This window comes from Aeromonas sp. S2(2024) (assembly GCF_041402505.1).
Classification (GTDB): Bacteria; Pseudomonadota; Gammaproteobacteria; order Enterobacterales; family Aeromonadaceae; genus Aeromonas; species Aeromonas media.
This window is the reverse complement of sequence record NZ_JBGLRL010000003.1, coordinates 230,722-255,389: the sequence shown is the minus strand read 5'-3', so window position 1 is coordinate 255,389 and position 24,668 is coordinate 230,722. Positions and strand designations below refer to the sequence as shown.

Sequence of the window (24,668 nt, the reverse complement as noted above, 5' to 3'; positions counted from 1 at the left end):
GGAGAATCAGGATGGCAGAGGACCAGAACGAGCCATGCCCGCTGGTCACTCTGCCGAAGGGGCTCAGTGTATCACAGAGCCCAGCTTGAAGATGGGGAGGTACATGGCGACGACCATGCCACCGACCAGCACCCCGAGCACCACCATGATGATGGGTTCGAGCAGGCTGGTGAGGCCATCGACCATGTCGTCCACCTCCTGCTCGAAGATGGCGGCAACCTTGGAGAGCATGTCATCGATGGCGCCTGACTCTTCACCAATCATCACCATCTGGATCACCATGTCTGGGAAGAGATCCACGGTACGCATGGCGACGTTGATCTGCATGCCGGCCACCACTTCGTTGCGAATGGCCAGGATGGCCGTGCGATAGACATAGTTGCCAGAGGCGCCGGCCGCTGACACCAGGGCATCCACCAGAGGTATCCCGGCGGAGAAGGTGGTGGAGAGGGTACGGGCGAAGCGGGCCATAGCCGCCTTGTGCAATATGTTGCCCACGACCGGAATGGTGAGGATGAATCTGTCGGTGTTGTCCCGCACCTTCTGGGATTTTCGCCAGGTGCGCACATAGAGGAAGATGGCCAAGGCAGTGCCACCAAAGATGATATACCACCAAGCTTGCATGAAGCGGGAGATACCGATGACGAATTGGGTGAAGACTGGCAGCTCTGCCCCGAAGCTCTTGAAGATCTCCTCGAACTGGGGAATGACGAACAGCAGCAGGATGGAGGTTACGATGATGGCGACCAGGATGACCATGGCGGGATAGAACATGGCTTTCTTGATCTTGGACTTCAGCGCCTCACTCTTCTCGCGGTATGTGGCAATCCGGTCGTAGATGGTTTCCAGCGCGCCGGACTGCTCCCCCGCGTCTACCAGGTCGCAGTAAAGCGCATCGAAGTGGCGGGGATGGCGGCGCAGCGCCTCTGACAGCGGAGTGCCGGTTTCCACATCGGTTGCGATCTGGCCGATGAGTTCGCGTACTGCTGCCTTCTCATGACCGCGGGCGATGATCTGCAAGCTTTGCACCAGCGGCACACCGGCCGAGAGCATGGTGGTGATCTGGCGGGAGATGACGGCGATGTCCATCGGCTTGATCCGAGCACCCCCCTTTGAAAACAGGCCCTGGCCCTGCTTGCTGACCTTGGTGACATTGACGCCCTGCTTGCGCAGCTCCGCCTTGACGGTGTTGATGCTGTCGGCCTGGAACTCACCGGAAACCTTTTGTCCCTTGCGATTGAATCCATGCCAGCGGAAGGAGAAGACCTTTTTAGGTGTGTTACGTTTTTGCGCTAATGTTGCCATCACTGCATCCTGCACTTGGGCGACGGTGGCCGGATGAGACACTGCCCGTCCGGTTCATCTTGGCTTGAAGAACATCATCGGGGTGATTGTATCGGCCTCACCCGGCTTGATGACTGGAACATTATGTATTCAGTTGGTCGTAATCCTGTTGATCTCGGCCAGGCTGGTGACCCCCAGACGAGCCTTCTCCAGGCCGGAAATGCGCAGGGTACGCATACCCTCCTTCTGGGCGATGGCAGCGATCTGCAGCGAGTTTGCTCCCTGCATGATCAGCTTGGCGATGTTCTCCGACATCAGCATGATTTCATAGATGCCGACCCGTCCTCTGTATCCTCCCGAACACTCCTTGCAACCGACCGGTTTGAACAGCCGCAAACCGGCGGCCAGCTGTTGCTGGGTAAAACCGAACTCCAGCAATTCGGCTTCCGGCACCGCCTCGGGCACCTTGCAGTGATCGCACAGCTTGCGGGCGAGGCGCTGGGCCATGATCAGGGTCACCGAGGAGGCGATGTTGAAGGCGGGCACCCCCATGTTCATCATCCGGGTCAGGGTCTCGGCCGCAGAGTTGGTGTGCAGAGTTGACAGTACCAGGTGTCCGGTCTGGGCCGCCTTGATGGCAATCTCGGCGGTTTCCAGATCCCGGATCTCCCCCACCATGACGATGTCGGGATCCTGGCGCAGGAAGGAGCGCAGGGCACTGGCGAAGGTGAGCCCCGCCTTGGGATTGATCTGCACCTGATTGACGCCGGGCAGGTTGATCTCCACCGGATCCTCGGCGGTGGAGATGTTGACCTCGCTGGTATTGAGGATGTTGAGACCGGTATAGAGTGACACCGTCTTGCCCGATCCCGTGGGGCCCGTGACCAGGATCATGCCCTGTGGTTTGGAGAGCGCATGCAGATATTGCGCCTTCTGGCGTTCGTCGAAGCCGAGTTGATCGAGGTTGAGGCGAGATACTGACGAGTCCAGCAGGCGAATGACGACCTTTTCTCCCCACATGGTGGGCAGGGTGTTGACCCGCATATCCATGGACCGGTTGCGGGAGATCTTCAGCTTGATCCGTCCATCCTGGGGCAGGCGCCGCTCGGCGATATCGAGCCGCGCCATTACCTTTAAGCGAGCCGCGAAACGGTTCGCCAGGTTCACCGGCGGGGTGGCGATTTCGTGCAGTATGCCGTCGATCCGGAAGCGGATCCGGTACTTGGTCTCGTAAGGTTCGAAATGCAGGTCCGATGCGCCACGCTTGATGGCGTCCATCATGATCTTGTGAATGTATTTAACGATGGGGGCATCGTCGTCGGCGGTATTGACGCTGTCGTCGAGCCGCGAGCTCTCATCAGAGACCTCGAGTTCCGAGATTTCGGCCTCGTCGATGTGATCCATGCCCAGAGTGTCCTGCTCGCTTTCCATCAGCTTGCCGATGGCGGCGGTCAGCTTGCCCTCTTCGACCAGCAAGGCCTCGGTGTGCAGGCCGAAGCTGAAGCCGAAGTCCTCCAGGGCCGACACATTGGTCGGGTCCGACATGGCGATATAGAGGGTGTGGCCCTGGGTGTAGATGGGCAGCACATGGTGTTTCTCGATAAGCTTCTGATTGAGGTACTTCTGCGGGATCTCGGAGAGGTCGAAGGCGGCAAGATCCAGCAGAGGTACCCCATACTCCAGCTCGCAGAAATCCGCGAGGGCCTTGCTGTCGAGGATGTCATTTTCGATCAGGAAGGTGACAAAGGGCTTGCGCTGCGCCCTGGCCTGGCTCAGATAGCGCTGTGAGTCCGGCTCACTGAGGAGGGAGGAAGCGGCCAGGCTGGTGGCCAGGCCGCTATTGGGACTAGAGGTCATGTGCTAGCAGAGGCCAGCAGCTTGACAAGTACCGCCTTTGGCCCAGGTGATTTGATCTCCGGCTGCTGCATTCGCGACTAAAGGATTGGGCGTTAGCGTAAAGGTATAGTCAGAAGTATCCAAATTATTTGAATTTGTTACGGTGATAACGCCAGTAGAGCCGACAAAAGACGCGGTACTAGCTGCATCAACATATTGCTGATTCACAATCCCATCTGCCAATGCGCTGTTTGCTCTGGCCACACATCCATTGGTAGTGTTAGTGATCTCACCGCTGGAAACCGCACCTTGAACACACACCTCATAAGCTGTTTTAGCTGGACCAGCAGCTGCAATAACCTCCGAGAATTTGGCTCGTTTGGTATAGGTCTGATACGCAGGCAGCGCAATGGCGGCCAGTATGGCGACGATAGCGACCACTATCATCAGTTCGATCAGGGTAAAGCCCGACTGTCTTTTCATGTTGAATATCCTTATTTCCATGTTTTTTTAGATGTGCCGGTGGAGTCTATCCACACGCCAGTATCTTATCCGAGCGCTGGGGTTCGCGACAGAGGTAAACACTTGTCGACCCCAATTCTGTCATTCGTCGAAGGGGAGCGGCGCATCCACGCCATGCTGGATTATTATGGCGCTCGCCATGGTGGTGGTGGGTCCATCTTCACACTCCTTATGTCGAGGGATCCTGAATAAAGAAAAGGCGCCGATGGCGCCTTTTGCAAGTTTCGAGCCCTGTAATATTTTTGGGCCACACTGACAGATTCGACTTGCTCAATCCTCGATAAAGCGCATCGAGAGGTCCAGTGCCCGCACGTGCTTGGTCAGGGCTCCCACCGAGATAAAGTCGACGCCGGTCGCGGCATAGCTGGCAAGGGTGTCGAGCGTCACGTTGCCGGAGACCTCCAGCTTGGCGCGTCCCTGGTTCAGGTGGACGGCCTCCTGCATCATGGGGATGTCGAAGTTGTCCAGCATCACGATGTCAGCCCGGGCGGTCAGTGCCTGCTCCAGCTCGGCCAGGGACTCCACCTCCACTTCCACCGGTTTGCCCGGGTTGAGGCGGCGCGCCTCGGCGATGGCTTCGGCAATGCCGCCACAGGCGAGGATATGGTTCTCTTTGATGAGATAGGCGTCATAGAGGCCGATGCGGTGGTTTTTGCCGCCACCGCAGGTAACCGCATATTTCTGGGCGCTGCGAAGGCCGGGCAGGGTCTTGCGGGTGTCGAGCAGTCGGCACTCGGTCCCCGCCAGCTCGGCCACGTAACGAGCTGTGAGGGTGGCAACCCCGGAGAGGGTCTGCACGAAGTTCAGGGCATTGCGTTCGCCGGTCAGCAGCACCCGGGCCGGGCCGTGGAGGCGGAACAGCTCCTGATTGGGGGAGAGGCGCTCGCCGTCCTGGACCTTCCATTCCACCTTGACCTCGCCGCCGAGCTGGGCAAACACCTCATCTACCCAGGGTTGACCGCAGAATACGCCAGCCTCGCGGGTGATGACCCGGGCCGTCGAGATGCGATCGACCGGGATCAACTGGGCGGTGATATCGGCGCTGGCATCCGGTTGATCCAGTGCGGTGAGGGCATCGCCCAAGTCTTCGAGTAGTGCGGCGCGCACGGCGCGGCTGATGTCCTGTTGTAACATGCCTTATTCCTGCAAGGGTCTGAGAAGCAACTGCCGCTCTTTTTGAACCAGCTCCAGCCGACCGAGGGCGTTCATGCCAACCAGCACTTCGTCACCGTCTGCCGCCGGGTTAATAAAGATGGCCAGATCGTACAAGGTCAATGGCCCCATCGCCAGCGTTTCGATAGTACCGTTGCCGACCCGGATCTGACCCGCAGCGGTATTGACCTGGCTGCTGCCATGGGCGATCAGACCAAGCCGATCGGCAACCTGTTGCGGGATGGTGACGCGGGTGGCCCCCGTGTCCAGCAGCAGTTGCACCGGCTGGTCGTTGATGGCACCCTCCAGACGATAATGACCGCTGGCATCGGCCTTGAGCAGCAGCTCGCCGCTGGCGGTCACGCTGGGTTTGGCGCTGGAGTAGAAGTAGAGGTTCAGCAGACCCAGCAGTGAGAGCCAGGCCAGCAGCCAGAGACGGCGTGCCATCGGGTGCATATGGGATCCAGTGCCTTGCAAGTGATGGCTCAGCCTAACACAGCTTTACCCATGGATTCAGAGGCTTGGTTCCGGTTTTTTGCGGTGGTAGGCACTGTCCATGGCGTCCCTCTCCCCATTGTGAGTCGAGTAGATGATGACTGAACCCACAACCATTTTTTCCATCGATCGCGCAGGGTGGTGTGAGCAGGCCCGCAAGGTGCCTTCTCCCCATCACAATGAGCGGAGCAGTCCGGACGACATCTCTCTGCTGGTGATACATGGCATCAGTCTGCCACCTGGCGAGTTTGGCGGCCCCTGGATCGACGATCTGTTTCTCGGGCGCCTCGATTCCGACGCTCATCCTTACTTTGCCGGCATTCATCAGCTGCGGGTATCTGCCCACTGCCTGATCCGCCGTGATGGCGAACTGGTACAGTATGTGCCGTTCACTGCGCGAGCCTGGCATGCGGGGGTATCGAGCTGGGAGGGGCGGGAGGCGTGCAACGACTTCTCCATCGGCATCGAGCTGGAAGGAACCGACGAGCTGCCGTACAGCGATGTACAGTATGAGGTGCTGGCAGGCCTCAGTCGGGCCATTTCCGGTCAGTATCCCGAGGTGACGGCAGCACGCATCGTCGGCCATTGCGACATAGCGCCGGGTCGCAAGACGGATCCCGGTACCAGTTTCGAATGGCAGCGTTATCGCGGAATGCTCAACTTTGAGTAAAAAATCCAAACATTAGTTTGTGTATTTAGAATCAATGGCTTGCCTTTTTTGGCTGGCCATTTTTCATGCTGTTGGCCAAATGTTATCTCTGAGCAAGCTCAATAATATTGGTCAGACCATTTTCTATGAGCTATATCATGATTCCGCTCTTTTACCCCTAAAGTGGCAAGCTCCCTTCTTGATGCAGATCATATTTTGGGTGGACTTTTTCCAAGCCCTCTGCTAATTTTCGCCCCAACCATAGAATTGGTAATACCAATTTAACAAAGTAGCCTCATGCCCTATATCAAGATAACTCAGCCCAAGCTGGCCGACGCCATCGTCGCCGAGCTGGAAAGCATGATTCTGGAAGGCAGCTTGCAGCCGGGGCAGAAGCTGCCCCCCGAGCGGGAACTCGCCATCCAGTTTCAGGTGTCGCGGCCTTCTCTGCGCGAAGCCATCCAGCGCCTGGAAGCGAGGGGACTCTTGTATCGCCGTCAGGGCGGCGGCACTTATGTGCAGAATGCCTTGAGCAAGGGGATCGCCGATCCCCTGTTCGAGCTGCTCAGTACTCATCCGGAAGCCCAGTATGACCTGCTGGAGTTTCGTCACGCGCTGGAAGGCATCTGTGCCTACTATGCCGCGCTGCGGGGGACTGAGGCAGACTTCGAGCGGATCCGCCTGGCGCAGTCCGCCATCGAAGAGGCAGGTCAGCAGGGGTCGCTGGTGGTCGAGTCGACCGCCGTCACCCAGTTCTATCTCGCGGTGGCGGAGGCGTCCCACAACGTGGTGCTGCTGCACCTGCTGCGGGCCATGGGCCCCATGCTCGAACAGAACATTTTACGAAATAACGAGATTTTGAATCGCCGTCCGGGAGTGGTAGCCAAGATCCGTCGCCATCGTGCGAGCCTGATCGAGGCTATCCTGTCGGGGGCTCCGGAGCGGGCCAGGGCTGCTTGTCATGAGCACCTGGCCTTTATCGAGGACACCTTGTTGGATATGCAGAGGGAAGACAGCCGGATCCAGCGATCCATGCGTCGGATCCGTCAGCAGGAAAACTAATCCCACAAGGCTTTATTGTCGAATTCTTGCGCATCTTAACCGCCGTGCAATAACAATAGGAACCAGCCATGTCTGATATCCTGAAGAACGATGTGGACCCGATAGAAACGCTGGAGTGGCTTGCCTCTCTGGAATCCCTGCTGCGTGAAGAGGGTCCGCAACGCGCTCAGTTCATCCTTGAACAGCTTGCCGAGAAGGCTCGCGCAAGCGGCGTGGACGTAGCTGCCAAAGCGACTCGCGACTACATCAACACCATTCCTGCCAGCGACGAACCGGCTTACCCGGGCGACCTGGAGATGGAACGTCGCATCCGCGCCATCATCCGCTGGAATGCCATGATGATAGTGCTGCGCGCCTCCAAGAAAGACCTGGACCTCGGCGGTCACATGTCTTCCTTCGCCTCTTCCGCGACCATCTATGAAGTCTGCTACAACCACTTCTTCCGCGCTCGCAGCGAGAAGGACGGTGGCGATCTGGTCTACTTCCAGGGCCACATCTCCCCGGGCATCTACGCCCGTGCCTTCGCCGAAGGTCGTCTGACCGAAGAGCAGCTGGACAACTTCCGTCAGGAAGTGGACGGCAAGGGCATTCCTTCCTACCCGCACCCGAAACTGATGCCGGACTTCTGGCAGTTCCCGACTGTTTCCATGGGTCTGGGCCCCATCGCCGCCATCTATCAGGCTCGCTTCCTGAAGTACCTGACCGACCGTGGCATCAAGGATTGCTCCGAGCAGACCGTTTACGCCTTCCTGGGTGACGGCGAGATGGACGAGCCGGAAGCCAAGGGTGCCCTGACCGTTGCCGTGCGTGAAAAGCTCGACAACCTGGTGTTCGTGGTCAACTGCAACCTGCAGCGTCTGGACGGTCCTGTTGTCGGCAACGGCAAGGTCATCAACGAACTGGAAGGCCTGTTCGCCGGCGCCGGCTGGGATGTCACCAAGGTCATCTGGGGTCGCAAGTGGGATGAGCTGCTGAAGAAAGACACTTCCGGCAAGCTGATCCAGCTGATGAACGAGACCGTGGATGGTGACTATCAGACCATGAAGTCCCGTGACGGCGGCTACGTGCGTGAGCACTTCTTCAACCGTTACCCGGAAACCGCCGCCCTGGTCAAAGACATGACCGACGAGGAGATCTTCGCCCTGAACCGCGGTGGTCACGATCCTCGCAAACTGTTCGCCGCCTTCTCCAAGGCCGCAGCGACCAAGGGCAAGCCGACCGTCATCCTGGCCAAGACCATCAAGGGTTATGGCATGGGCGAAGCGGCCGAAGGCAAGAACATCGCTCACCAGGTCAAGAAGATGGATCTGGGCTCGGTGCGTCACCTGCGCGATCGTTTCAGCCTGCCGGTCACCGACGAGCAGCTGGAAAACCTGCCGTACCTGAAGATCGAAGAAGGTACCGAAGAGCACAAGTACCTGCACGCCCGTCGTGCCGCGTTGAAGGGCTATGTACCGACCCGTCTGCGCGAGAGCACCACCAAGCTGGAAATCCCGGCGCTGGATGCCTTTGGCCCGCTGCTGGGTGAGCAGGCGCGCGAGATCTCCACCACCATGGCGTTCGTGCGTTCCCTGAACGTGCTGCTGAAAGACAAGTCCATCGGCAAGCGCATCGTGCCGATCCTGGCCGACGAAGCCCGTACCTTCGGTATGGAAGGTCTGTTCCGTCAGATCGGCATCTACAGCCCGCACGGTCAGCAGTACACCCCGCAAGACCGCGACATCGTCTCCTACTACAAGGAAGACAAGCAGGGTCAGGTTCTGCAAGACGGCATCAACGAGCTGGGCGCCATGTCCTCCTGGCTGGCTGCTGCGACCTCTTACAGCACCAACGACTGCCCGATGATCCCGTTCTACATCTACTACTCCATGTTCGGCTTCCAGCGGATCGGCGACATGGCGTGGGCAGCCGGTGACCAGCAAGCCCGTGGCTTCCTGCTGGGCGCGACCTCCGGTCGTACCACCCTCAACGGTGAAGGTCTGCAGCACGAAGATGGTCACAGCCACATCCTGGCTGGCACCATCCCGAACTGCATCTCCTATGACCCGTCCTACGCCTATGAAGTGGCGGTGATCGTACAGGACGGCTTGCGCCGCATGTACGGTGAGAAGCCGGAGAACGTCTTCTACTACATCACCACCCTCAACGAGAACTATGCCATGCCGGCCATGCCGGAAGGCGCAGAGGAAGGCATCCGCAAGGGTATCTACAAGCTGGAATCCGTGGCCGGCAACAAGGCCAAGGTACAGCTGCTGGGTTGTGGCTCCATCCTGGGTCACGTCCGTACCGCCGCCCAGATCCTGGCGAGCGAATACGGCGTGGGTTCCGACGTGTTCAGCGTCACCTCCTTCAACGAGCTGGCTCGTGATGGTCAGGACGCCGATCGCTGGAACATGCTGCACCCGACTGCGGCCGCCCGTGTGCCCTACATCACTTCGGTACTGGGTTCCGAAGCCACTATCGCCGCGACCGACTACATGAAGTCCTTCGCCGAGCAGGTGCGTGCCTTCGTGCCGACCGAGAACTACCGTGTACTGGGTACCGACGGTTATGGCCGTTCCGACAGCCGTGCCAACCTGCGTCGTCACTTCGAAGTGAACGAGTTCTACGTCGTCGTTGCTGCCCTGACCGAACTGGCCAAGCGCGGCGAGATCGACAAGCAGGTTGTGGCCGACGCCATCGCTAAATACGGCATCGATGCCGACAAGGTTAACCCGCTGTACGCGTAAGAGGATTGAGCGCCCTGTCCGGACTTGCGTACCGGACAGGGCCTTGCCCAGGTTAATGCGACATAAGAGTAAGAGGACACACAGGGTCCGGACGGCAACAACGAGCCGGAACCTGCTCTTGCCAAGGTTAACGCGATAAACGTACGCGTAAGAGGATAAAGCACAATGTCCAAACAGATTATGGTGCCGGATATCGGTGCCGATGAAGTGGAAGTGACCGAGATCATGGTCGCCGTGGGTGACAAGGTCGAACTGGACCAGTCCCTGATCGCCGTGGAAGGTGACAAGGCCTCCATGGAAGTCCCGGCTCCGGCCGCAGGTATCGTCAAAGAGATCCTGATCAAGGTGGGTGACAAGGTTGCCACCGGTTCCCAGATCATGATCTTCGAAGCGGAAGGCGCTGCCGCCGCTCCGGCTCAGGCTGCCGCTCCGGTTGCCGCCGCACCGGCTGCCCCTGTTGCTGCCGCTGCCAAAGACGTGCACGTACCTGACATCGGTGACGACGAAGTCGAAGTGACCGAGATCATGGTTGCTGTGGGCGACATGGTTGAAGCCGACCAGTCCATCATCGCCGTGGAAGGTGACAAGGCCTCCATGGAAGTCCCGGCGCCGTTCGCGGGCCGCGTGGTCGAGATCAAGGTTGCCGCTGGTGCCAAGGTATCCACCGGTTCCCTGGTGATGGTATTCGAAGTGGCTGGCGCCGCGCCTGCTGCCGTTGCCGCGCCGGTTCAGGCTGCCGCTCCCGTGGCTGCTGCCCCGGTTGCCGCTGCTGCCAAAGAGGTCAACGTACCTGACATCGGTGGCGATGAAGTGGAAGTCACCGAGATCATGGTGGCCGTGGGTGACAAGGTCGAAGCCGACCAGTCCCTGATCGCCGTGGAAGGTGACAAGGCCTCCATGGAAGTGCCTGCACCGTTCGCCGGTGTGGTCAAGGAAATCAAGGTCAAGGCCGGTGACAAGGTCTCCACCGGTTCCCTGATCATGGTGTTCGAAGTCGCTGGTGCTGCTCCAGCCGCCTCCCCGGTTGCTCAGGCTGCTGCCCCCGTTGCCGCCGCCCCTGCCGCTGCCCCGGTTGCTCAGGCTGCAGCCCCGGCTGCCGCTGCCTCCGATTTCGTGGCCAACGATGCCTATGTTCACGCCTCCCCGGCGGTGCGCCGTCTTGCTCGTGAATTCGGCGTCAACCTGGCCAAGGTGAAGGCTTCCGGTCGCAAGGGCCGCATTGTCAAAGAAGACGTGCAGGCCTACGTGAAGGATGCGGTCAAGCGTGCCGAGTCCGCCCCGGCTGCGGGTCAAGGCACTGGCAACGGCATGAGCGTCGTGGCCTGGCCCAAGGTTGATTTCAGCAAGTTCGGCCCGGTCGAAGAGCTGGAACTGACCCGGATCCAGAAGATCTCCGGTCCTGCCCTGCACCGCAACTGGGCCATGATCCCTCATGTCACCCAGTTTGACGAAGCAGATACCACGGATCTGGAAGCGTTCCGCAAAGAGCAGAACATCCTGGCCGAGAAGCAGAAGCTGGACGTGAAGATCACCCCGCTGGTGTTCATCCTGAAGGCGGCCGCCAAGGCGCTGGAAGCGCACCCGCGCTTCTGCAGCGCTCTGTCCGAAGACGGCAGCAAGCTGATCATGAAGAAGTACATCCACATCGGTGTGGCGGTTGACACCCCGGGTGGCCTGGTTGTGCCGGTCGTTCGCGACGTCAACAAGAAGGGCATCCATGAGCTGTCCCGCGATCTGGCCGAGATCTCCAAGAAGGCCCGTGCCGGCAAGCTGACCGCTGCCGACATGCAGGGCGGTTGCTTCACCATCTCCAGCCTGGGTGGCATCGGCGGTACCAGCTTTACCCCGATCGTCAACGCGCCGGAAGTGGCCATCCTGGGCGTCTCCAAGTCCGAGATGAAGCCGAAGTGGAACGGCAAGGAGTTTGTGCCTCGCCTGATGCTGCCGCTGGCCCTGAGCTATGACCACCGCGTCATCGACGGCGCCGACGGGGCTCGCTTCATCACCACCCTGAGTGGCGTGCTGTCCGACATTCGTCGACTGGTTCTGTAAATGTAAATGAGAGGGCGAGCACAGAGCTCGCCCTTTTCACTTCTCATTTCATTAACAAAATTATAAACTTGCCCCGTTTTTTTCACGGCTGCAGCCGCCTTCTTTGGCATAAGACTGTGCTGTCCGGGGATATAGAACGACAAAGAGGTCATGATGAGTAAAGAGATCAAAACCCAGGTCGTAGTACTGGGTGCTGGCCCTGCCGGTTATTCCGCTGCTTTCCGCGCTGCCGATTTGGGTCTGGATACCGTTATCGTCGAGCGTTACTCCACCCTGGGTGGCGTCTGCCTGAACGTGGGCTGCATCCCCTCCAAGGCGCTGCTGCACGTTGCCAAAGTGATCGAAGAAGCCAAGGCGCTGGCCGAGCACGGCATCGTCTTCGGTGCCCCGCAGACCGACATCGACAAGGTGCGTCTGTGGAAAGAGAAGGTCATCAACCAGCTGACCGGCGGTCTGGCCGGCATGGCCAAGATGCGTAAAGTCCAGGTTGTGAACGGCTTCGGCAAGTTCACCGGCCCGAACACCCTCGAAGTGGAAGGTGCCGACGGCAAGACCACAGTGACCTTCGACAACGCCATCATCGCGGCCGGTTCCCGTCCGGTGAAGCTGCCCTTCATCCCCCACGATGACCCCCGCGTATGGGATTCAACTGATGCGCTGGAACTGACCACAGTACCGGGCAAGCTGCTGGTTATCGGTGGCGGCATCATCGGTCTGGAGATGGGTACCGTTTACTCCTCCCTGGGCTCCGAGATCGACGTGGTGGAATTTGCCGATCAGCTGGTACCTGCTGCCGACAAAGACATCGTCAAGATCTACACCAAGCGCGTTGCCAAGAAATTCAACATCATGCTGGAGACCAAGGTCACCGCAGTTGAAGCCCGTGAGGACGGCCTGTACGTCTCCTACGAAGGCAAGCACGCCCCGGCCGAGCCGGTTCGCTACGACAACGTGCTGGTCGCGGTCGGTCGTGTGCCGAACGGCAAGCTGATGGACGCCGAGAAAGCCGGTGTTGCCGTCAACGAGCGCGGTTTCATCGAAGTGGACAAGCAACTGCGTACCAACGTTCCGCACATCCACGCCATCGGTGACATCGTCGGCCAGCCGATGCTGGCTCACAAGGGTGTGCACGAAGGCCACGTGGCGGCCGAAGTCATCGCCGGTAAGAAGCACTACTTCGACCCGAAAGTGATCCCGTCCATCGCCTACACAGAGCCAGAGATGGCCTGGGTCGGTCTGACCGAGAAGGAAGCCAAGCAACAGGGCCTGAACTTCGAAGTCGCTACCTTCCCTTGGGCTGCTTCCGGCCGTGCCATCGCCTCCGACTGCGCCGACGGCATGACCAAGCTGATCTTCGACAAGGACAGCAACCGCGTCATCGGTGGTGCCATCGTCGGTACCAACGGTGGTGAGCTGCTGGGCGAGATCGGTCTGGCCATCGAGATGGGTGCCGACGCCGAAGATCTGGCGCTGACCATCCACGCTCACCCGACTCTGCACGAGTCCGTGGGTCTGGCTGCCGAAGTGTTCGAAGGCTCCATCACCGACCTGCCGAACGCCAAGGCCAAGAAGAAGAAGTAAGCCTCTTCTTCTTGCCATGATGAAAAGCCGCTCTCAGGAGCGGCTTTTTTGTTGCCCGACGATGGATGAGATTTGCTCGAGGCCATTTGCTATGCTGAGGCTTCTGTCATCAACCGCCGGCTCTTCCCATGCAAGCACCTGCCATACCCGAACACGAACGACAGCGACTCGATGGCCTGCGCCGTCTCGCCATTCTGGATAGCACGGCGGAGGAGCGTTTCGATCGCATTACCCGGATGGCGCGCAACATGTTCGAGGTGCCCATCTCGCTCATCTCCCTGGTGGATGAGGAGCGGCAGTGGTTCAAGTCCCGCTGCGGTCTGGATGCGCAGGAGACTCCACGCGACGTCTCCTTCTGTGGCCATGCCATCCTCGGCGAAGAGATCTTCGTGGTGGAGGATGCGACCCGGGATCCACGCTTCGCCGACAATCCCCTGGTGCTGGGGGACCCCCACATCCGTTTCTATGCAGGAACGCCTTTGCATATCGCCGGTGGCTACAAGGTGGGTACCCTCTGCCTTATCGATCGCAGGCCGCGCCAGCTGGATGAGCGTCAGCGGGCCTTGTTGATGGATCTGGCGGGCATGGTGGAGCATGAGCTGGCCGCCATTCAACTGGCTATCCTGGACGAGCTGACCGGCATCACCAACCGTCGTGGCTTCATCATGTTGGGGCAGAAGTGCCTGCAGCTCTCCCATCGGCAGGGGCGGGAGGCGAGTCTGCTGTTCCTCGACCTCGACCGTTTCAAGGAGATTAACGACACCCTGGGACACGAGGTGGGGGATGATGCCCTGCGCCAGGTGGCATTGCTGCTCTCCCGGGTGTTTCGCAATGCGGATATCTTCGCCCGGCTTGGCGGGGACGAGTTCGTGGTGCTGCTGCCGGGCATAGGATCGGCGCTGGTGTCCCGGGTGCTGGCCCGTTTCGAGAAGGCGCTGGCGACCTTCAACCGGGAGCAGGGCAAGCCCTACCAACTGTTTTGCTCCACCGGCGTCGCCCACTATGATCCGCTGCTGCCGCCCGATCTGGAACTGCTGTTGCAACAGGCGGACAAGCAGATGTACGACCGCAAAAAAGGTACTAGCAGCGCCCTTTTTTCGCCTGCCCTGGCGGGCAGAAGGTGCGATAGCCGCCCTGGCGATGGTGGTGATCGTCATAGCGGTAGTAATAGCGACCAGGGTAGCGGTCATCGTAATAGCGGCGGTAATAGCCATCGTGGTGATGGTGGTCATCGTAATAGCGATAGTAATGGCCCCCATGATAGCGGTAGTAGCCGTCAGTGACCCGGATATGGGCATCGTCCACGCTGAAATCTGCGTCGTGTACCCGTACCGGGCCACTGGTGCAGGCGGTGAGCAAGGCGCCAAGCAGTACCATCAGAATCCGCTTGTCCATAACAACCTCCTAGGGTTTCCCCTGATTATGCTGCCGTTCCCCCTGGGCATCGGGGGAAGTTGGTGGCGTTGCGTCATGACTTGCCGCTGACATAACCGGGAACATGCGGTGTTCCCTCAAGTATGGGGTAGAACGCGTGCTGCGAGGACCGTGCTCTGCAGCGATGTGCCCTTGCTGGCGCTGTCGTTTCATTGCCGCGCCACACGTTGGCGTCACCGCATGATGGAATGGCTTATATGCCGGGCCTGAGCGGGCCTGGCATCAAAGGAGCAGTCCATGGCGGCGCTCAAGGCACAGGAGGAGAGGTGTATTCTGGCTGAGGTGGTGGTCGATACCGGAATGGGAGCCTGCGTGACCCGGAGCTGTCCCTCGCAGTAGACCCGGTTGCGGCGGGCAGATGGCGACCATAAAAAAAGGCGCTAGCAGCGCCCTTTCTTGGCCTGTCCCGGGGGACAGAAACGACCCCGCTGGCCGCCATGATAGTCATCATCGTAATAGCCATCATGATGGCCATCGTAGACCCGGATCCGGGTGTCATCCACACTGACATCGGCGCCGTGCACTCGCACCGGACCGCTGCTGCAGGCCGACAACAGCGCCCCCAGTACCATTACCATCATCAGTTTGCCCATTTCCGTTCTCCTTGGTTCTCCTCTGATTATGCGGCATTTCGGCCGAGATCCTGAGTCGAGTTGGCGCCGCTGCGTCATGGCTTGCCGTTGTCGAAGAACAGGGAGCGCGGCTGCGCTCCCTGAGTGAGTGGGAGGGCTAAAAGGCTCAGAGCCGGAAGTTGCCGACCAGCTTGTCGAGCTCGCCGGAGAGCTGCTGCAGACTGCGGCTGGACTCGGTCAGCTGGTGGGCGATGTCGGCGGTCTCCATGGTGAGCTGGTTGATGTCCTCTACGTTGCGGTTGATCTCGCCCACCACGCTGGACTGCTCCTCGGTGGCGGTGGCGACCTGGATATTCATGTCGCTGATCTGGGTGATGTGGGCGGTGATCTGGCCGAGCGCCCCGTCGGCCGCATCGGCCTGGGTGACCACTTCCAGGCTCTGGTTGCGGCCCTGGGCCATGGCGCTGACGGCGCGGGCGCTCTGCTCCTGCAGCCGGTTGATCATGCCCTGGATCTCGGCGGTGGAGGCGGCGGAGCGGCTGGCGAGGTTGCGCACCTCGTCGGCCACCACGGCGAAGCCGCGGCCCTGCTCACCGGCGCGGGCGGCCTCGATGGCGGCGTTGAGGGCCAGCAGGTTGGTCTGCTCGGAGATACTGCGGATGGTGTCGAGGATGCTGCCGATGGAGTCGGTCTGGCTGGCCAGGGACTCGATGACCCCGGCGACCTGCTCGATCTCGCCGGAGAGGCCGACGATGCCGTGGCGGGCCTGGGCCACTACCTGAGCCCCCGCATCGGCCTGATCGTTGGCCTGCCTGGCGACGTCGGCGGCCAGGGACGCATTGCCGGCGATCTCGCTGACGGTGGCGCCCATCTCGTGGATGGCGGTGGCGACCTGGACGGTGCGATCCCGCTGGGCGGTGCAGTTGTGCTGGGTCAGCTGGGCCTTGGCGGCCACCTCGTTGGCGGTGGCGGCGAGCTGGCGGGAGTTGCTCGCCACCTGCTCGATGGAACCGTGGATCTTGGCGACGAAGTTGTTGAAGCCGGTGGCGACCTGGCTCAGTTCGTCCCGTCCTTCCACCTTGAGGCGTTGGGTCAGATCCCCGTCACCACTGCCCAGTTCCCGGAACAGGCGAGCCAGTTCGTTGAGGGGGCGACTGACGGAGCCGGCCAGCAGCACGCTGAGCAGCCCCATGCCTACGGCGATGAGCAGGCTCACCAGCACTATGTGCAGCCGCGCCTTGTCCAGTTCGGCATAGATCTCGGCCTCCGGCACCTGGGCCACCAGATACCAGTCGAGCAGGGGAATATAGCTGGTGGCGAGTACCACCGGCTGGCCATCGATCTCGGCATGAGTGGCGGCGAACGCTTGCTTGGTCATCAGCGCGCCTGCGCCCGGGCCAGCCAGTTGACCCAGGCTGTCTCTGTCGATGCGGGCGGCGTCCGGGTGTAGCTTCACCTTGCCGCTGCCATCGGTCATGAAGACGAAGCCGCTGTCGCCGATGCGAAAGTTGGCGAGCATGCTGACCATGCTGTCGAGAGACTTGGCGAGGCCGGCCAGGCCGCGCCCGTCTAGCTGCTGGAAGTTGACGAACAGCTTCACCTCGCCATTGCTCTCGCGAAAGATGCTGAGCATCAGATCCTGGCCGCTCTTGGTGTAGTCGTAGAACCAGTTGTCCTGCTCATGGTTCAGGATGCGCAGGAAGCCGTCCTGGTTGTAGTAGGCGGCACTCTGGCGATCGGCGAAGGAGGCGGTGACCAGGCCATACTGGCTGGTCATGTCCTTGAGCTGGTCGATGAGGATGGATTCCTGTTCCTTGGGCATGCCGCGGGCCACCCAGTCCAGCACGAAGCGGTCATTGGCCAGTTGCCTGGCGGCGCTTGCGACCGAGGTGAGGTCTTTCTCGATCTCCTTGCCGATGCGCTGGGTGAGGTTGGGTAGCTCCTGTTCGAACATGCGGGTCTCGATCAGCTGTTGGGCCGAGCGCTGGCTGAAATAGCCCACCAGCAGACAGGAGAGAGCCACGGCGAGGATGACGGTGGCCAGAATTTTCTGTTTGAGTGTCAGGCTTGCGAACATAAGGGTGACTCGGGAGTGTGGGCCTAAGGTTGAGTACATATTAACGGCTGACCGAGCGGGCTCTTGAGGTGGTGGTGGCGTTTATTGCCGATTAACGTTTGCGCTCACATCAGGTCGGGACTGGATTGACACTATTCATCCCTGGCTCTGCAGTGCAACCACGGGACGATGACATCTCGCCAGCGCGGCCGGTTGCAGTTAAAGTTCTTCAACTCATAGTTGGCGGCACTCACGTCGGCGGACAGCTCACTCGACTCGCACGGATCAATGGACACTCATATGCGCATCTTTCATTGGGGATGGACCCAACTGCTAATGCTTCTGATGGCGACCCTGCCATGGACGGGGGCGGCCCAGGCCAGCGATGCCGCTCAGGTGCAAGGCGGTGGCACCAAGGCGGATCGGCCCAGGATAGCCCTGGTGCTGAGCGGCGGCGGCGCCAAGGGGGCGGCCCACATCGGGGTGCTCAAGGTGCTGGAAGAGAAACGCATCCCGGTCGACATCGTGGTGGGCACCAGCATGGGTTCCTACGTAGCGGGCATGTACGCCATGGGGCTCAGTGCCGAAGAGGTGGAGCGCATAACCCTCGCCATCGACTGGAACAAGGGTTATCAGGACAAGGTCGGTCGTGACGAGCTCTCCCTGCGCAAGAAGCAGCAGAGCGAGAAGTACCAGCTGCGCACCGACATCGGGGTCAACGGTGACCAGACTCAGCTGCCGGACGGCTTCTTCCAGGGCCAGTCCATGGCCAGCCTGCTGCGCCATGCCACCTCCAACCTGCCGGCGCAGAAGAGCTTCGACGATCTGCCCATTCCCTACCGCGCCATGGCCACCGACATGGAGACGGTGACCCCCTTCGTGCTTGACCATGGCAGCCTGGCCAAGGCGATGCAGGCCTCCATGTCCATCCCCGGCGCCCTCAAGCCCGTGGAGTGGGAGGGGCACATCCTGGCCGACGGCGGCACCGTCAACAACATGCCGGTGGACGTGGCCAAGGCCATGGGTGCCGACGTGGTGATCGCGGTGGACATCGGCGCCAAGCTGCGCACCCGGGAGTCGCTCAAATCCGGGCTGGCCATGATCGACCAGCTCACCACCTACATGACCCAGGTCGGCACCGAGAAGCAGAAGGCGCTGCTGGGGCCCAAGGACGTGCTGCTCAGCCCTGAGTTCGGAGACATGGGGATCGCCGATTTTGCCCGGATGCCGGAGGGGATCAAGCAGGGGGAGGCGGTGGCCAATCGCGCCGCTGCCCAGCTCGATGCCCTGTCACTCTCCCCCGACGCTTACGCGGATTACCGCAACAAGAAGCTGAGTCGCCGCGCCGAGCGTAGCGGTCAACCGGCCTACTACATCGACAAGGTGGAGATCCTCAACAAGTCGCGCCTCTCCGACGAGACGGTGCGGGCCATGCTCAAGGTGCGCCCGGACAAGGTGCAGACCTATGAGAGCCTGGAGGCCGGCATTCGCCGCCTCTACGCCCTGGAGTCGTTCGACCGCATCACCTACGAGGTGGTGGAGCGGGACGGCGAGAATGTGCTGGTGGTGGATGCCAGCGAGAAGAACTGGGGACCTGGCTATCTCAACTTCCAGCTCGGCTTCTCCGATGACTTCGAGAGCAGCTCCAACTACAACGTCGGCATGTCCTATACCCTGACCAACGTCAACGACTGGGGCGCCGAGTGGCTGACCGAGGCGTCGCTCGGCACGGCCAAGCACCTCAAGACCGACTTCTATACGCCACTCGAGCCCTCCCAGACCTTCTATGGCGAGGCGAGCCTGGCTTATGACAAGACCGAGCGCCGGGTCTTCTTCCCGGAGGAAGATGTGCAGCTGTCCGGAGTCCGTTACCTGGACTCGGAGTACAGCTTCACCAGCGTGGATCTCGCCGTCGGTTGGAATCGGCAGCCCTGGAGCAGGGTGTCCCTGGGGCTGGAAGGCCAGGTGGGCAGCGTCGATGTCCAGAACCTGTCCGACGCGAGTGCGGATGCCACCGCCTGGGGGCCCTACATTCGCTTCGAGCACGACACCCTCGACAGCCGCTACTTCCCCTACGAGGGAATCTACTGGGACATCAAGGGGGGCTACTCCCACATCAAGATTGAGCCGACCGGCGAGCCGACGGAGAACACCGAGGGGCTTAATTACCACCTGGCGATGATCAAGCCCTGGTCATGGGGACGGCACAGTCTCAACCTGATGCTGGAAGGGGGCGGCTCCTCCTCGGAGGAAGAGGTGCCGCTGTTCGTACAGGATCTCGGCGGTCTGTTCCGGCTATCAGGCTTCCAGCACTACCAGCTGAGCGGCCGCTACAGTCTGTTCAGCGGTCTGCGCTACATCTACCGGGTGGCGGACAACGACTTCGGGGCCATCAAGGCACCCCTGTTCCTCGGGGGATCTCTCGAGCAGGGTGGAGTCTGGGACAAGGGAGCCGACATCAGCCTGGAGTCCTCCTACACCGCCGGCTCCGTCTATGTGGGGGTGGAGAGCTTCCTCGGCCCCATCTTCCTCGGCTATGGCATGGCGGAGGGGGGGCATGACATGTTCTATCTGCAATTGGGCACTACGTTCCAATAAGGGTGAAATGCTGACTTTTTGTTAACTTGTCTGTGTTGTGTGTCTTGTCAGTTTAAAAAAATCTAACTGGCTTATATGGTTATGCTGGTTTGATGAATAACTGCACAGGGTTTGGATTTTAATTAGTCGTTAAAACTTATATAGTGGGGGGCACCCTACGGGTGTCCCGCAAGGACGATCGCCGCGAGCTTGGGCGAACCCCAAAAAAAGACCAAAGAGGAATTAGTCGTGCTTGAAACATACCGTAAACACGTCGCAGAACGTGCCGCCGAGGGCGTGGTTGCCAAACCTCTGGATGCAGAGCAGGTCGCCGCCCTGGTTGAACTGCTCAAGAACCCCCCCGCCGGTGAACATGATTTTCTGAAAGAACTGTTGTCCTCCCGCATTCCCCCGGGTGTTGATGAAGCGGCCTATGTCAAAGCCGGCTTCCTCACCGCCGTCGCCAAGGGCGAGGCTCACTCTCCCATCCTGACTGCGGCCGAAGCGGTCGAGCTGCTCGGCACCATGCAGGGTGGTTACAACATCCAGCCGCTGATCGATCTGCTGGATGACGCCGAGCTGGCTCCTCTTGCTGCCAAGGGCCTCTCCCACACCCTGCTGATGTTTGACTCCTTCCACGACGTGGAAGAGAAGGCGAAGGCGGGCAATGCCCACGCCCAGCAGGTGCTGCAATCCTGGGCCGATGCCGAGTGGTTCCTGAACCGCCCCGCCCTGGCCGAGAAGATCACCGTCACCGTGTTCAAGGTGACCGGCGAGACCAACACCGATGATCTGTCCCCTGCACCGGATGCCTGGTCCCGTCCCGATATCCCGCTCCATGCCCTGGCGATGTTGAAGAACGCCCGTCCCGGCATCACCCCGGACAAGGACGGCGTCATCGGCCCCGTCAAGGCCATCGAAGAGCTCAAGCAGACCGGTTTCCCGCTGGCGTACGTCGGTGACGTGGTCGGTACCGGCTCTTCACGCAAATCTGCCACCAACTCGGTGCTCTGGTTCATGGGCGACGACATTCCGTTCGTGCCGAACAAGCGCGCCGGCGGCGTCTGCCTCGGCGGCAAGATTGCCCCCATCTTCTTCAACACCATGGAAGATGCTGGCGCCCTGCCCATCGAAGTGGACGTCTCCAAACTGGAGATGGGCGATGTCATCGACATCTTCCCCTATGAGGGCAAGATCACCCGTCACGGCACCGACGAGGTGCTGGCCCGCTTTGAACTGAAAACCGAGGTGCTGATCGACGAAGTGCGCGCCGGTGGCCGTATTCCGCTGATCATCGGCCGCGGCCTGACCGACAAGGCCCGCGAGGCCTTAGGGTTGCCGTTCTCTACCGTGTTCCGTCGCCCGCAACCGGTGGCCGACACCGGCAAGGGTTACACCCTGGCCCAGAAGATGGTGGGCAAGGCGTGCGGCGTGCAGGGCATTCGCCCGGGCACCTACTGCGAGCCCCGCATGACCACGGTCGGCTCCCAGGACACCACGGGCCCCATGACCCGCGACGAGCTCAAAGATCTGGCTTGCCTCGGTTTCTCCGCCGATCTGACCATGCAGTCCTTCTGCCACACCGCGGCCTATCCCAAGCCCATCGACGTGCAGACCCACCACACCCTGCCGGACTTCATCATGAACCGCGGCGGTGTGAGCCTGCGCCCGGGTGACGGTGTCATCCACTCCTGGCTGAACCGCATGCTGTTGCCGGATACCGTGGGTACCGGTGGTGACTCCCACACCCGCTTCCCCATCGGGATCTCCTTCCCGGCGGGCTCCGGTCTGGTGGCCTTCGCCGCCGCCACCGGTGTGATGCCGCTGGACATGCCGGAATCCGTGCTGGTGCGCTTCAAGGGCGAGCTGCAGCCGGGCATCACATTGCGTGACCTGGTCCATGCCATCCCCTACGCCGCCATCCAGAAGGGGCTGCTGACCGTCGAGAAGGCAGGCAAGAAGAACATCTTCTCCGGCCGCATCCTCGAGATCGAAGGTCTGCCGACCCTGAAGGTGGAGCAGGCGTTCGAGCTGGCCGATGCCAGCGCCGAGCGCTCCGCCGCTGGTTGCACCATCAAGCTGGATCAGGCGCCGATCATCGAGTACCTGAAGTCCAACATCGTGATGCTGAAATGGATGCTGTCCGAAGGCTACGGCGACGTGCGCACCATCACCCGTCGTATCAAGGGGATGGAAGAGTGGCTGGCCAACCCGGTGCTGATGGAAGCGGACAAGGATGCCGAGTACGCCGAAATCATCGAGATCGATCTGGCCACCATCAAGGAGCCCATCCTCTGTGCGCCGAACGATCCTGACGACGCTCGCCTGCTGAGCGACGTGGCTGGCAGCCAGATCGATGAGGTATTCATCGGTTCCTGCATGACCAACATCGGCCACTTCCGCGCCGCCGGCAAGCTGCTCGAGAAGTATCAGGGTGAGCTGCCGACCCGCATGTGGATCGCCCCGCCCACCAAGATGGACAAGGATCAGCTGACCGAAGAGGGCTACTACGGCATCTTTGGTCGCGTTGGTGCCCGCATCGAGATCCCGGGCTGCTCCCTGTGCATGGGCAACCAGGCGCGCGTAGCGGAAGGGGCCTCCGTGGTCTCCACCTCCACCCGCAACTTCCCGAACCGTCTGGGCAAGGGCGCCAACGTCTATCTGGCCTCCGCCGAGCTGGCTGCGGTTGCCGCCATCATCGGCAAGATCCCGACCGTGGCGGAGTACCTGCAGTACGCCAAGACCCTGGATGCCACGGCGGCAGATACTTACCGCTACCTCAACTTCAACGAGATCGCCTCTTACACCAAGAAGGCCGATGCGGTGATTTTGCAACAGGCGGTCTAAGGACTGACTGGTTGGACTCTCCACCCGATATAAACAATGCCGCGTCTCTACGCGGCATTTTCCATTTATGGCGGTTGCGCAATAATGGGCAGCCAATCTCCCGCCACTGCGTCGTCGATGCATTTACCAGTGCGCTGCGTTAGGTTGTCTGGCCTGGATGGTCCCATTGTCTTCTGTGTGAAGTGGGCGTTATTTCACTGTGGCGCTTGCCGGGGCAAGCCTGCGAATTGCGGCGTGGTTTCTATGTTTCTGTTCCGGATTGATCTGGCCCGTACGAGATGGCGCCTTGGCTGCACCCTGCTGGTATTGACTCTGCCATTACTGGCGGGAGGCTGGATGGTACACGGCAGCTACGAGCAGGAGTTGAAGGCGGACGCCAGCGCCTCTGCCCACAAGGCCAAGACCTTGTTGGAGCACATGTTGGATCAGGCCGAACAGGCCAATCTGGAGGCATTGTCGCTGGTGAACCGCCCCTGCGTCGACAATCTGCTGTTGCTGCGCAAGAGAGTGGCCCTCGAGCCTTTCCTGCGCTCAGTCAACCTGGCGCGCGGCGGCGTGATCCGTTGTTCTTCATTGTTTGGCCCCGTCCATGAAGTGGATGACGGCACTATCTACACCGGAAACAAGCTGCTGCTGATGAACGGCAACAAGGTGCGCCTGGATCATCCGCTGCTGGTGGTGCGCCATGAGCGCGGGCACGATGTGGCGCTGAGCGCCATCGACAGCACCCAGCTCAGCTTCATGCTCGCCATGAGCAGTGATACCAGCGAGCTGTTCCTGCAGGTGGGGTCGGACTGGATCGATGAATCCGGACATCACCAGAACCAGCCCCCCAGGCTGTACAGCAAGATCAGCCTTGAACTCTCCTCCCACCGCTACCCCTTCGCCATCCATGCAGGCTATGCCATGCCGCTCTACTGGCACACCCTGTGGGAGGCTCGTCATCTGGCCCTGCTGTGGCTGGCAGGGACCTCGGTGTTGCTCGCACTGCTGGTATGGTGGGTGCTGGGTCGTCCGGGTTCCCAGACGGATGAGCTGAGGCGCGGGCTGCTGGCGGGGGAGTTTGTCCCCTACCTGCAACCCCTGATGGCCAGCGACGACGGCAGGATGGTAGGGGCGGAGGTGCTGATGCGCTGGCGCCACCCGAGATCTGGCTTGATCCGCCCCGATCTCTTCATCCCCCAGGCGGAAGAGTCTGGGCTGATCGTGCCCATGACCACTCATCTCATGAAGGTCGTGGCCCAGCGTCTGAAGCCGGTGCAAACCCGGCTGCCTGACGCTTTTCACATCAGCTTCAACATCAGCGCCGCCCACTGCCGGGATCTTTCCCTGCTGGCGGAGTGTCGCGCCTTCCTCGCGCATTTTGTGCCGGGGCGGGTGGTGCTGGTGCTGGAACTCACCGAGCGGGAGCTGCTGGTGACCAACCCGCAGACGCTCTCCTTGTTCCGCCAGCTCGACGAGATGGGCGTGCGGCTCTCCATCGATGACTTCGGCACCGGTCACTCCAGCCTTCACTACCTGCAACAGTTCCACGTGGACTATCTCAAGATCGATCGCTCCTTCATCGGTCGCATCGGGACCGAGTCGCTGTCCGAGCATATCGTCGACAACGTCATCGACCTCGGCCGGCGGCTGGGCCTCTCCCTGGTAGCCGAAGGAGTGGAGACGGAGCAACAGGCCGCCTACCTCAGGGGCAAGGGGGTTCAGTATCTGCAGGGGTTCCTGTTCGCCCGTCCTATGCCACTGCGCCAGTTCTGCCGGAAACTGACGACGGCGGAGAGATACACTCCCGCCGTCGAGCGCGCCACCCAGGCTTGATG

15 protein-coding genes and 1 pseudogene are annotated in these 24,668 nt (G+C 60.7%); 9 read left to right on the top strand and 7 right to left on the bottom strand.

The annotated features are described in order from the left end of the window. Nucleotides 1-63: 63 nt before the first annotated feature. The 5 genes from ACB039_RS05355 to ACB039_RS05335 form a co-directional block, all read right to left on the bottom strand. Complete coding sequence (locus ACB039_RS05355; protein WP_371165266.1) at nucleotides 64-1,305, bottom strand: type II secretion system F family protein; 1,242 nt, start codon at nucleotides 1,303-1,305, stop codon at nucleotides 64-66. Nucleotides 1,306-1,434: 129 nt separating this feature from the next. Further along, nucleotides 1,435-3,141 carry a PilB family type IVa pilus assembly ATPase TapB gene (gene tapB / locus ACB039_RS05350; RefSeq protein WP_371165265.1) on the bottom strand — a complete coding sequence of 569 codons (1,707 nt, stop codon included), beginning with the start codon at nucleotides 3,139-3,141 and terminating at the stop codon, nucleotides 1,435-1,437. A gap of 3 nt (nucleotides 3,142-3,144) precedes the next feature. Further along, complete coding sequence (locus ACB039_RS05345; RefSeq protein WP_371165264.1) at nucleotides 3,145-3,603, bottom strand: prepilin-type N-terminal cleavage/methylation domain-containing protein; 459 nt, start codon at nucleotides 3,601-3,603, stop codon at nucleotides 3,145-3,147. 309 nt (nucleotides 3,604-3,912) lie between these two features. Continuing rightward, nucleotides 3,913-4,776 carry a carboxylating nicotinate-nucleotide diphosphorylase gene (gene nadC, locus ACB039_RS05340; RefSeq protein ID WP_371165263.1) on the bottom strand — a complete coding sequence of 288 codons (864 nt, stop codon included), beginning with the start codon at nucleotides 4,774-4,776 and terminating at the stop codon, nucleotides 3,913-3,915. A gap of 3 nt (nucleotides 4,777-4,779) precedes the next feature. Then, a complete protein-coding gene (locus ACB039_RS05335) occupies nucleotides 4,780-5,241 on the bottom strand; it encodes a TIGR02281 family clan AA aspartic protease (protein ID WP_371165277.1) in 462 nt (153 codons plus the stop codon). A 145-nt stretch (nucleotides 5,242-5,386) separates the two neighbouring features. Between ACB039_RS05335 and ampD the strand changes: the two genes are divergently transcribed. The 6 genes and pseudogenes from ampD to ACB039_RS05305 form a co-directional block, all read left to right on the top strand. Then, nucleotides 5,387-5,959 (top strand): 1,6-anhydro-N-acetylmuramyl-L-alanine amidase AmpD, encoded by a 573-nt coding sequence (ampD, locus tag ACB039_RS05330; protein WP_371165262.1) that lies wholly within the window; start codon nucleotides 5,387-5,389, stop codon nucleotides 5,957-5,959. Nucleotides 5,960-6,235: 276 nt separating this feature from the next. Then, nucleotides 6,236-7,000, top strand: coding sequence for a pyruvate dehydrogenase complex transcriptional repressor PdhR (pdhR, locus tag ACB039_RS05325; protein ID WP_005329211.1), 765 nt, complete (start codon nucleotides 6,236-6,238; stop codon nucleotides 6,998-7,000). 68 nt (nucleotides 7,001-7,068) lie between these two features. Continuing rightward, nucleotides 7,069-9,729, top strand: coding sequence for a pyruvate dehydrogenase (acetyl-transferring), homodimeric type (aceE, locus tag ACB039_RS05320; protein WP_371165261.1), 2,661 nt, complete (start codon nucleotides 7,069-7,071; stop codon nucleotides 9,727-9,729). A gap of 165 nt (nucleotides 9,730-9,894) precedes the next feature. Next, nucleotides 9,895-11,781, top strand: coding sequence for a pyruvate dehydrogenase complex dihydrolipoyllysine-residue acetyltransferase (aceF, locus tag ACB039_RS05315; protein WP_041204909.1), 1,887 nt, complete (start codon nucleotides 9,895-9,897; stop codon nucleotides 11,779-11,781). Nucleotides 11,782-11,934: 153 nt separating this feature from the next. Then, a complete protein-coding gene (lpdA, locus tag ACB039_RS05310) occupies nucleotides 11,935-13,362 on the top strand; it encodes a dihydrolipoyl dehydrogenase (protein WP_025328438.1) in 1,428 nt (475 codons plus the stop codon). Between the two features lie 128 nt (nucleotides 13,363-13,490). Further along, a pseudogene (locus tag ACB039_RS05305) lies at nucleotides 13,491-14,441 on the top strand (diguanylate cyclase domain-containing protein); the annotation flags it as partial. Nucleotides 14,442-15,176: 735 nt separating this feature from the next. Here ACB039_RS05305 and ACB039_RS05300 read toward each other — a convergent pair. Both ACB039_RS05300 and ACB039_RS05295 read right to left on the bottom strand, forming a co-directional pair. Beyond that, nucleotides 15,177-15,389, bottom strand: coding sequence for a hypothetical protein (locus ACB039_RS05300; protein WP_005329196.1), 213 nt, complete (start codon nucleotides 15,387-15,389; stop codon nucleotides 15,177-15,179). A 145-nt stretch (nucleotides 15,390-15,534) separates the two neighbouring features. Then, a complete protein-coding gene (locus ACB039_RS05295) occupies nucleotides 15,535-17,445 on the bottom strand; it encodes a methyl-accepting chemotaxis protein (RefSeq protein WP_042648142.1) in 1,911 nt (636 codons plus the stop codon). A gap of 279 nt (nucleotides 17,446-17,724) precedes the next feature. Here ACB039_RS05295 and ACB039_RS05290 point away from each other — a divergent pair, with 279 nt between their 5' ends. From ACB039_RS05290 to ACB039_RS05280, 3 genes are all read left to right on the top strand, one after another. Further along, nucleotides 17,725-20,022, top strand: coding sequence for a patatin-like phospholipase family protein (locus tag ACB039_RS05290; RefSeq protein WP_371165260.1), 2,298 nt, complete (start codon nucleotides 17,725-17,727; stop codon nucleotides 20,020-20,022). Between the two features lie 228 nt (nucleotides 20,023-20,250). Beyond that, entirely contained in the window at nucleotides 20,251-22,848 is a 2,598-nt protein-coding gene (gene acnB, locus ACB039_RS05285; protein ID WP_042648144.1) for a bifunctional aconitate hydratase 2/2-methylisocitrate dehydratase, read from the top strand. Between the two features lie 243 nt (nucleotides 22,849-23,091). Next, nucleotides 23,092-24,666, top strand: a complete 1,575-nt coding sequence (locus tag ACB039_RS05280; RefSeq protein WP_042648145.1) for a cyclic diguanylate phosphodiesterase — start codon at nucleotides 23,092-23,094, stop codon at nucleotides 24,664-24,666. The last annotated feature ends 2 nt before the right edge of the window (nucleotides 24,667-24,668 follow it).

Excerpts from the sequence above, each read along its gene's own strand:
- nadC (WP_371165263.1), bottom strand. The coding sequence starts at position 4,776 with ATGTTACAACAGGACATCAGCCGCGCCGTGCGCGCCGCACTACTCGAA.
- ACB039_RS05355 (WP_371165266.1), bottom strand. The coding sequence starts at position 1,305 with ATGGCAACATTAGCGCAAAAACGTAACACACCTAAAAAGGTCTTCTCC.
- ACB039_RS05345 (WP_371165264.1), bottom strand. The coding sequence starts at position 3,603 with ATGAAAAGACAGTCGGGCTTTACCCTGATCGAACTGATGATAGTGGTC.
- ACB039_RS05290 (WP_371165260.1), top strand. The coding sequence starts at position 17,725 with ATGCGCATCTTTCATTGGGGATGGACCCAACTGCTAATGCTTCTGATG.
- aceF (WP_041204909.1), top strand. The coding sequence starts at position 9,895 with ATGTCCAAACAGATTATGGTGCCGGATATCGGTGCCGATGAAGTGGAA.
- ampD (WP_371165262.1), top strand. The coding sequence starts at position 5,387 with ATGACTGAACCCACAACCATTTTTTCCATCGATCGCGCAGGGTGGTGT.
- ACB039_RS05280 (WP_042648145.1), top strand. The coding sequence starts at position 23,092 with ATGTTTCTGTTCCGGATTGATCTGGCCCGTACGAGATGGCGCCTTGGC.
- ACB039_RS05295 (WP_042648142.1), bottom strand. The coding sequence starts at position 17,445 with ATGTTCGCAAGCCTGACACTCAAACAGAAAATTCTGGCCACCGTCATC.
- ACB039_RS05300 (WP_005329196.1), bottom strand. The coding sequence starts at position 15,389 with ATGGGCAAACTGATGATGGTAATGGTACTGGGGGCGCTGTTGTCGGCC.
- ACB039_RS05335 (WP_371165277.1), bottom strand. The coding sequence starts at position 5,241 with ATGGCACGCCGTCTCTGGCTGCTGGCCTGGCTCTCACTGCTGGGTCTG.
- lpdA (WP_025328438.1), top strand. The coding sequence starts at position 11,935 with ATGAGTAAAGAGATCAAAACCCAGGTCGTAGTACTGGGTGCTGGCCCT.
- aceE (WP_371165261.1), top strand. The coding sequence starts at position 7,069 with ATGTCTGATATCCTGAAGAACGATGTGGACCCGATAGAAACGCTGGAG.
- pdhR (WP_005329211.1), top strand. The coding sequence starts at position 6,236 with ATGCCCTATATCAAGATAACTCAGCCCAAGCTGGCCGACGCCATCGTC.
- tapB (WP_371165265.1), bottom strand. The coding sequence starts at position 3,141 with ATGACCTCTAGTCCCAATAGCGGCCTGGCCACCAGCCTGGCCGCTTCC.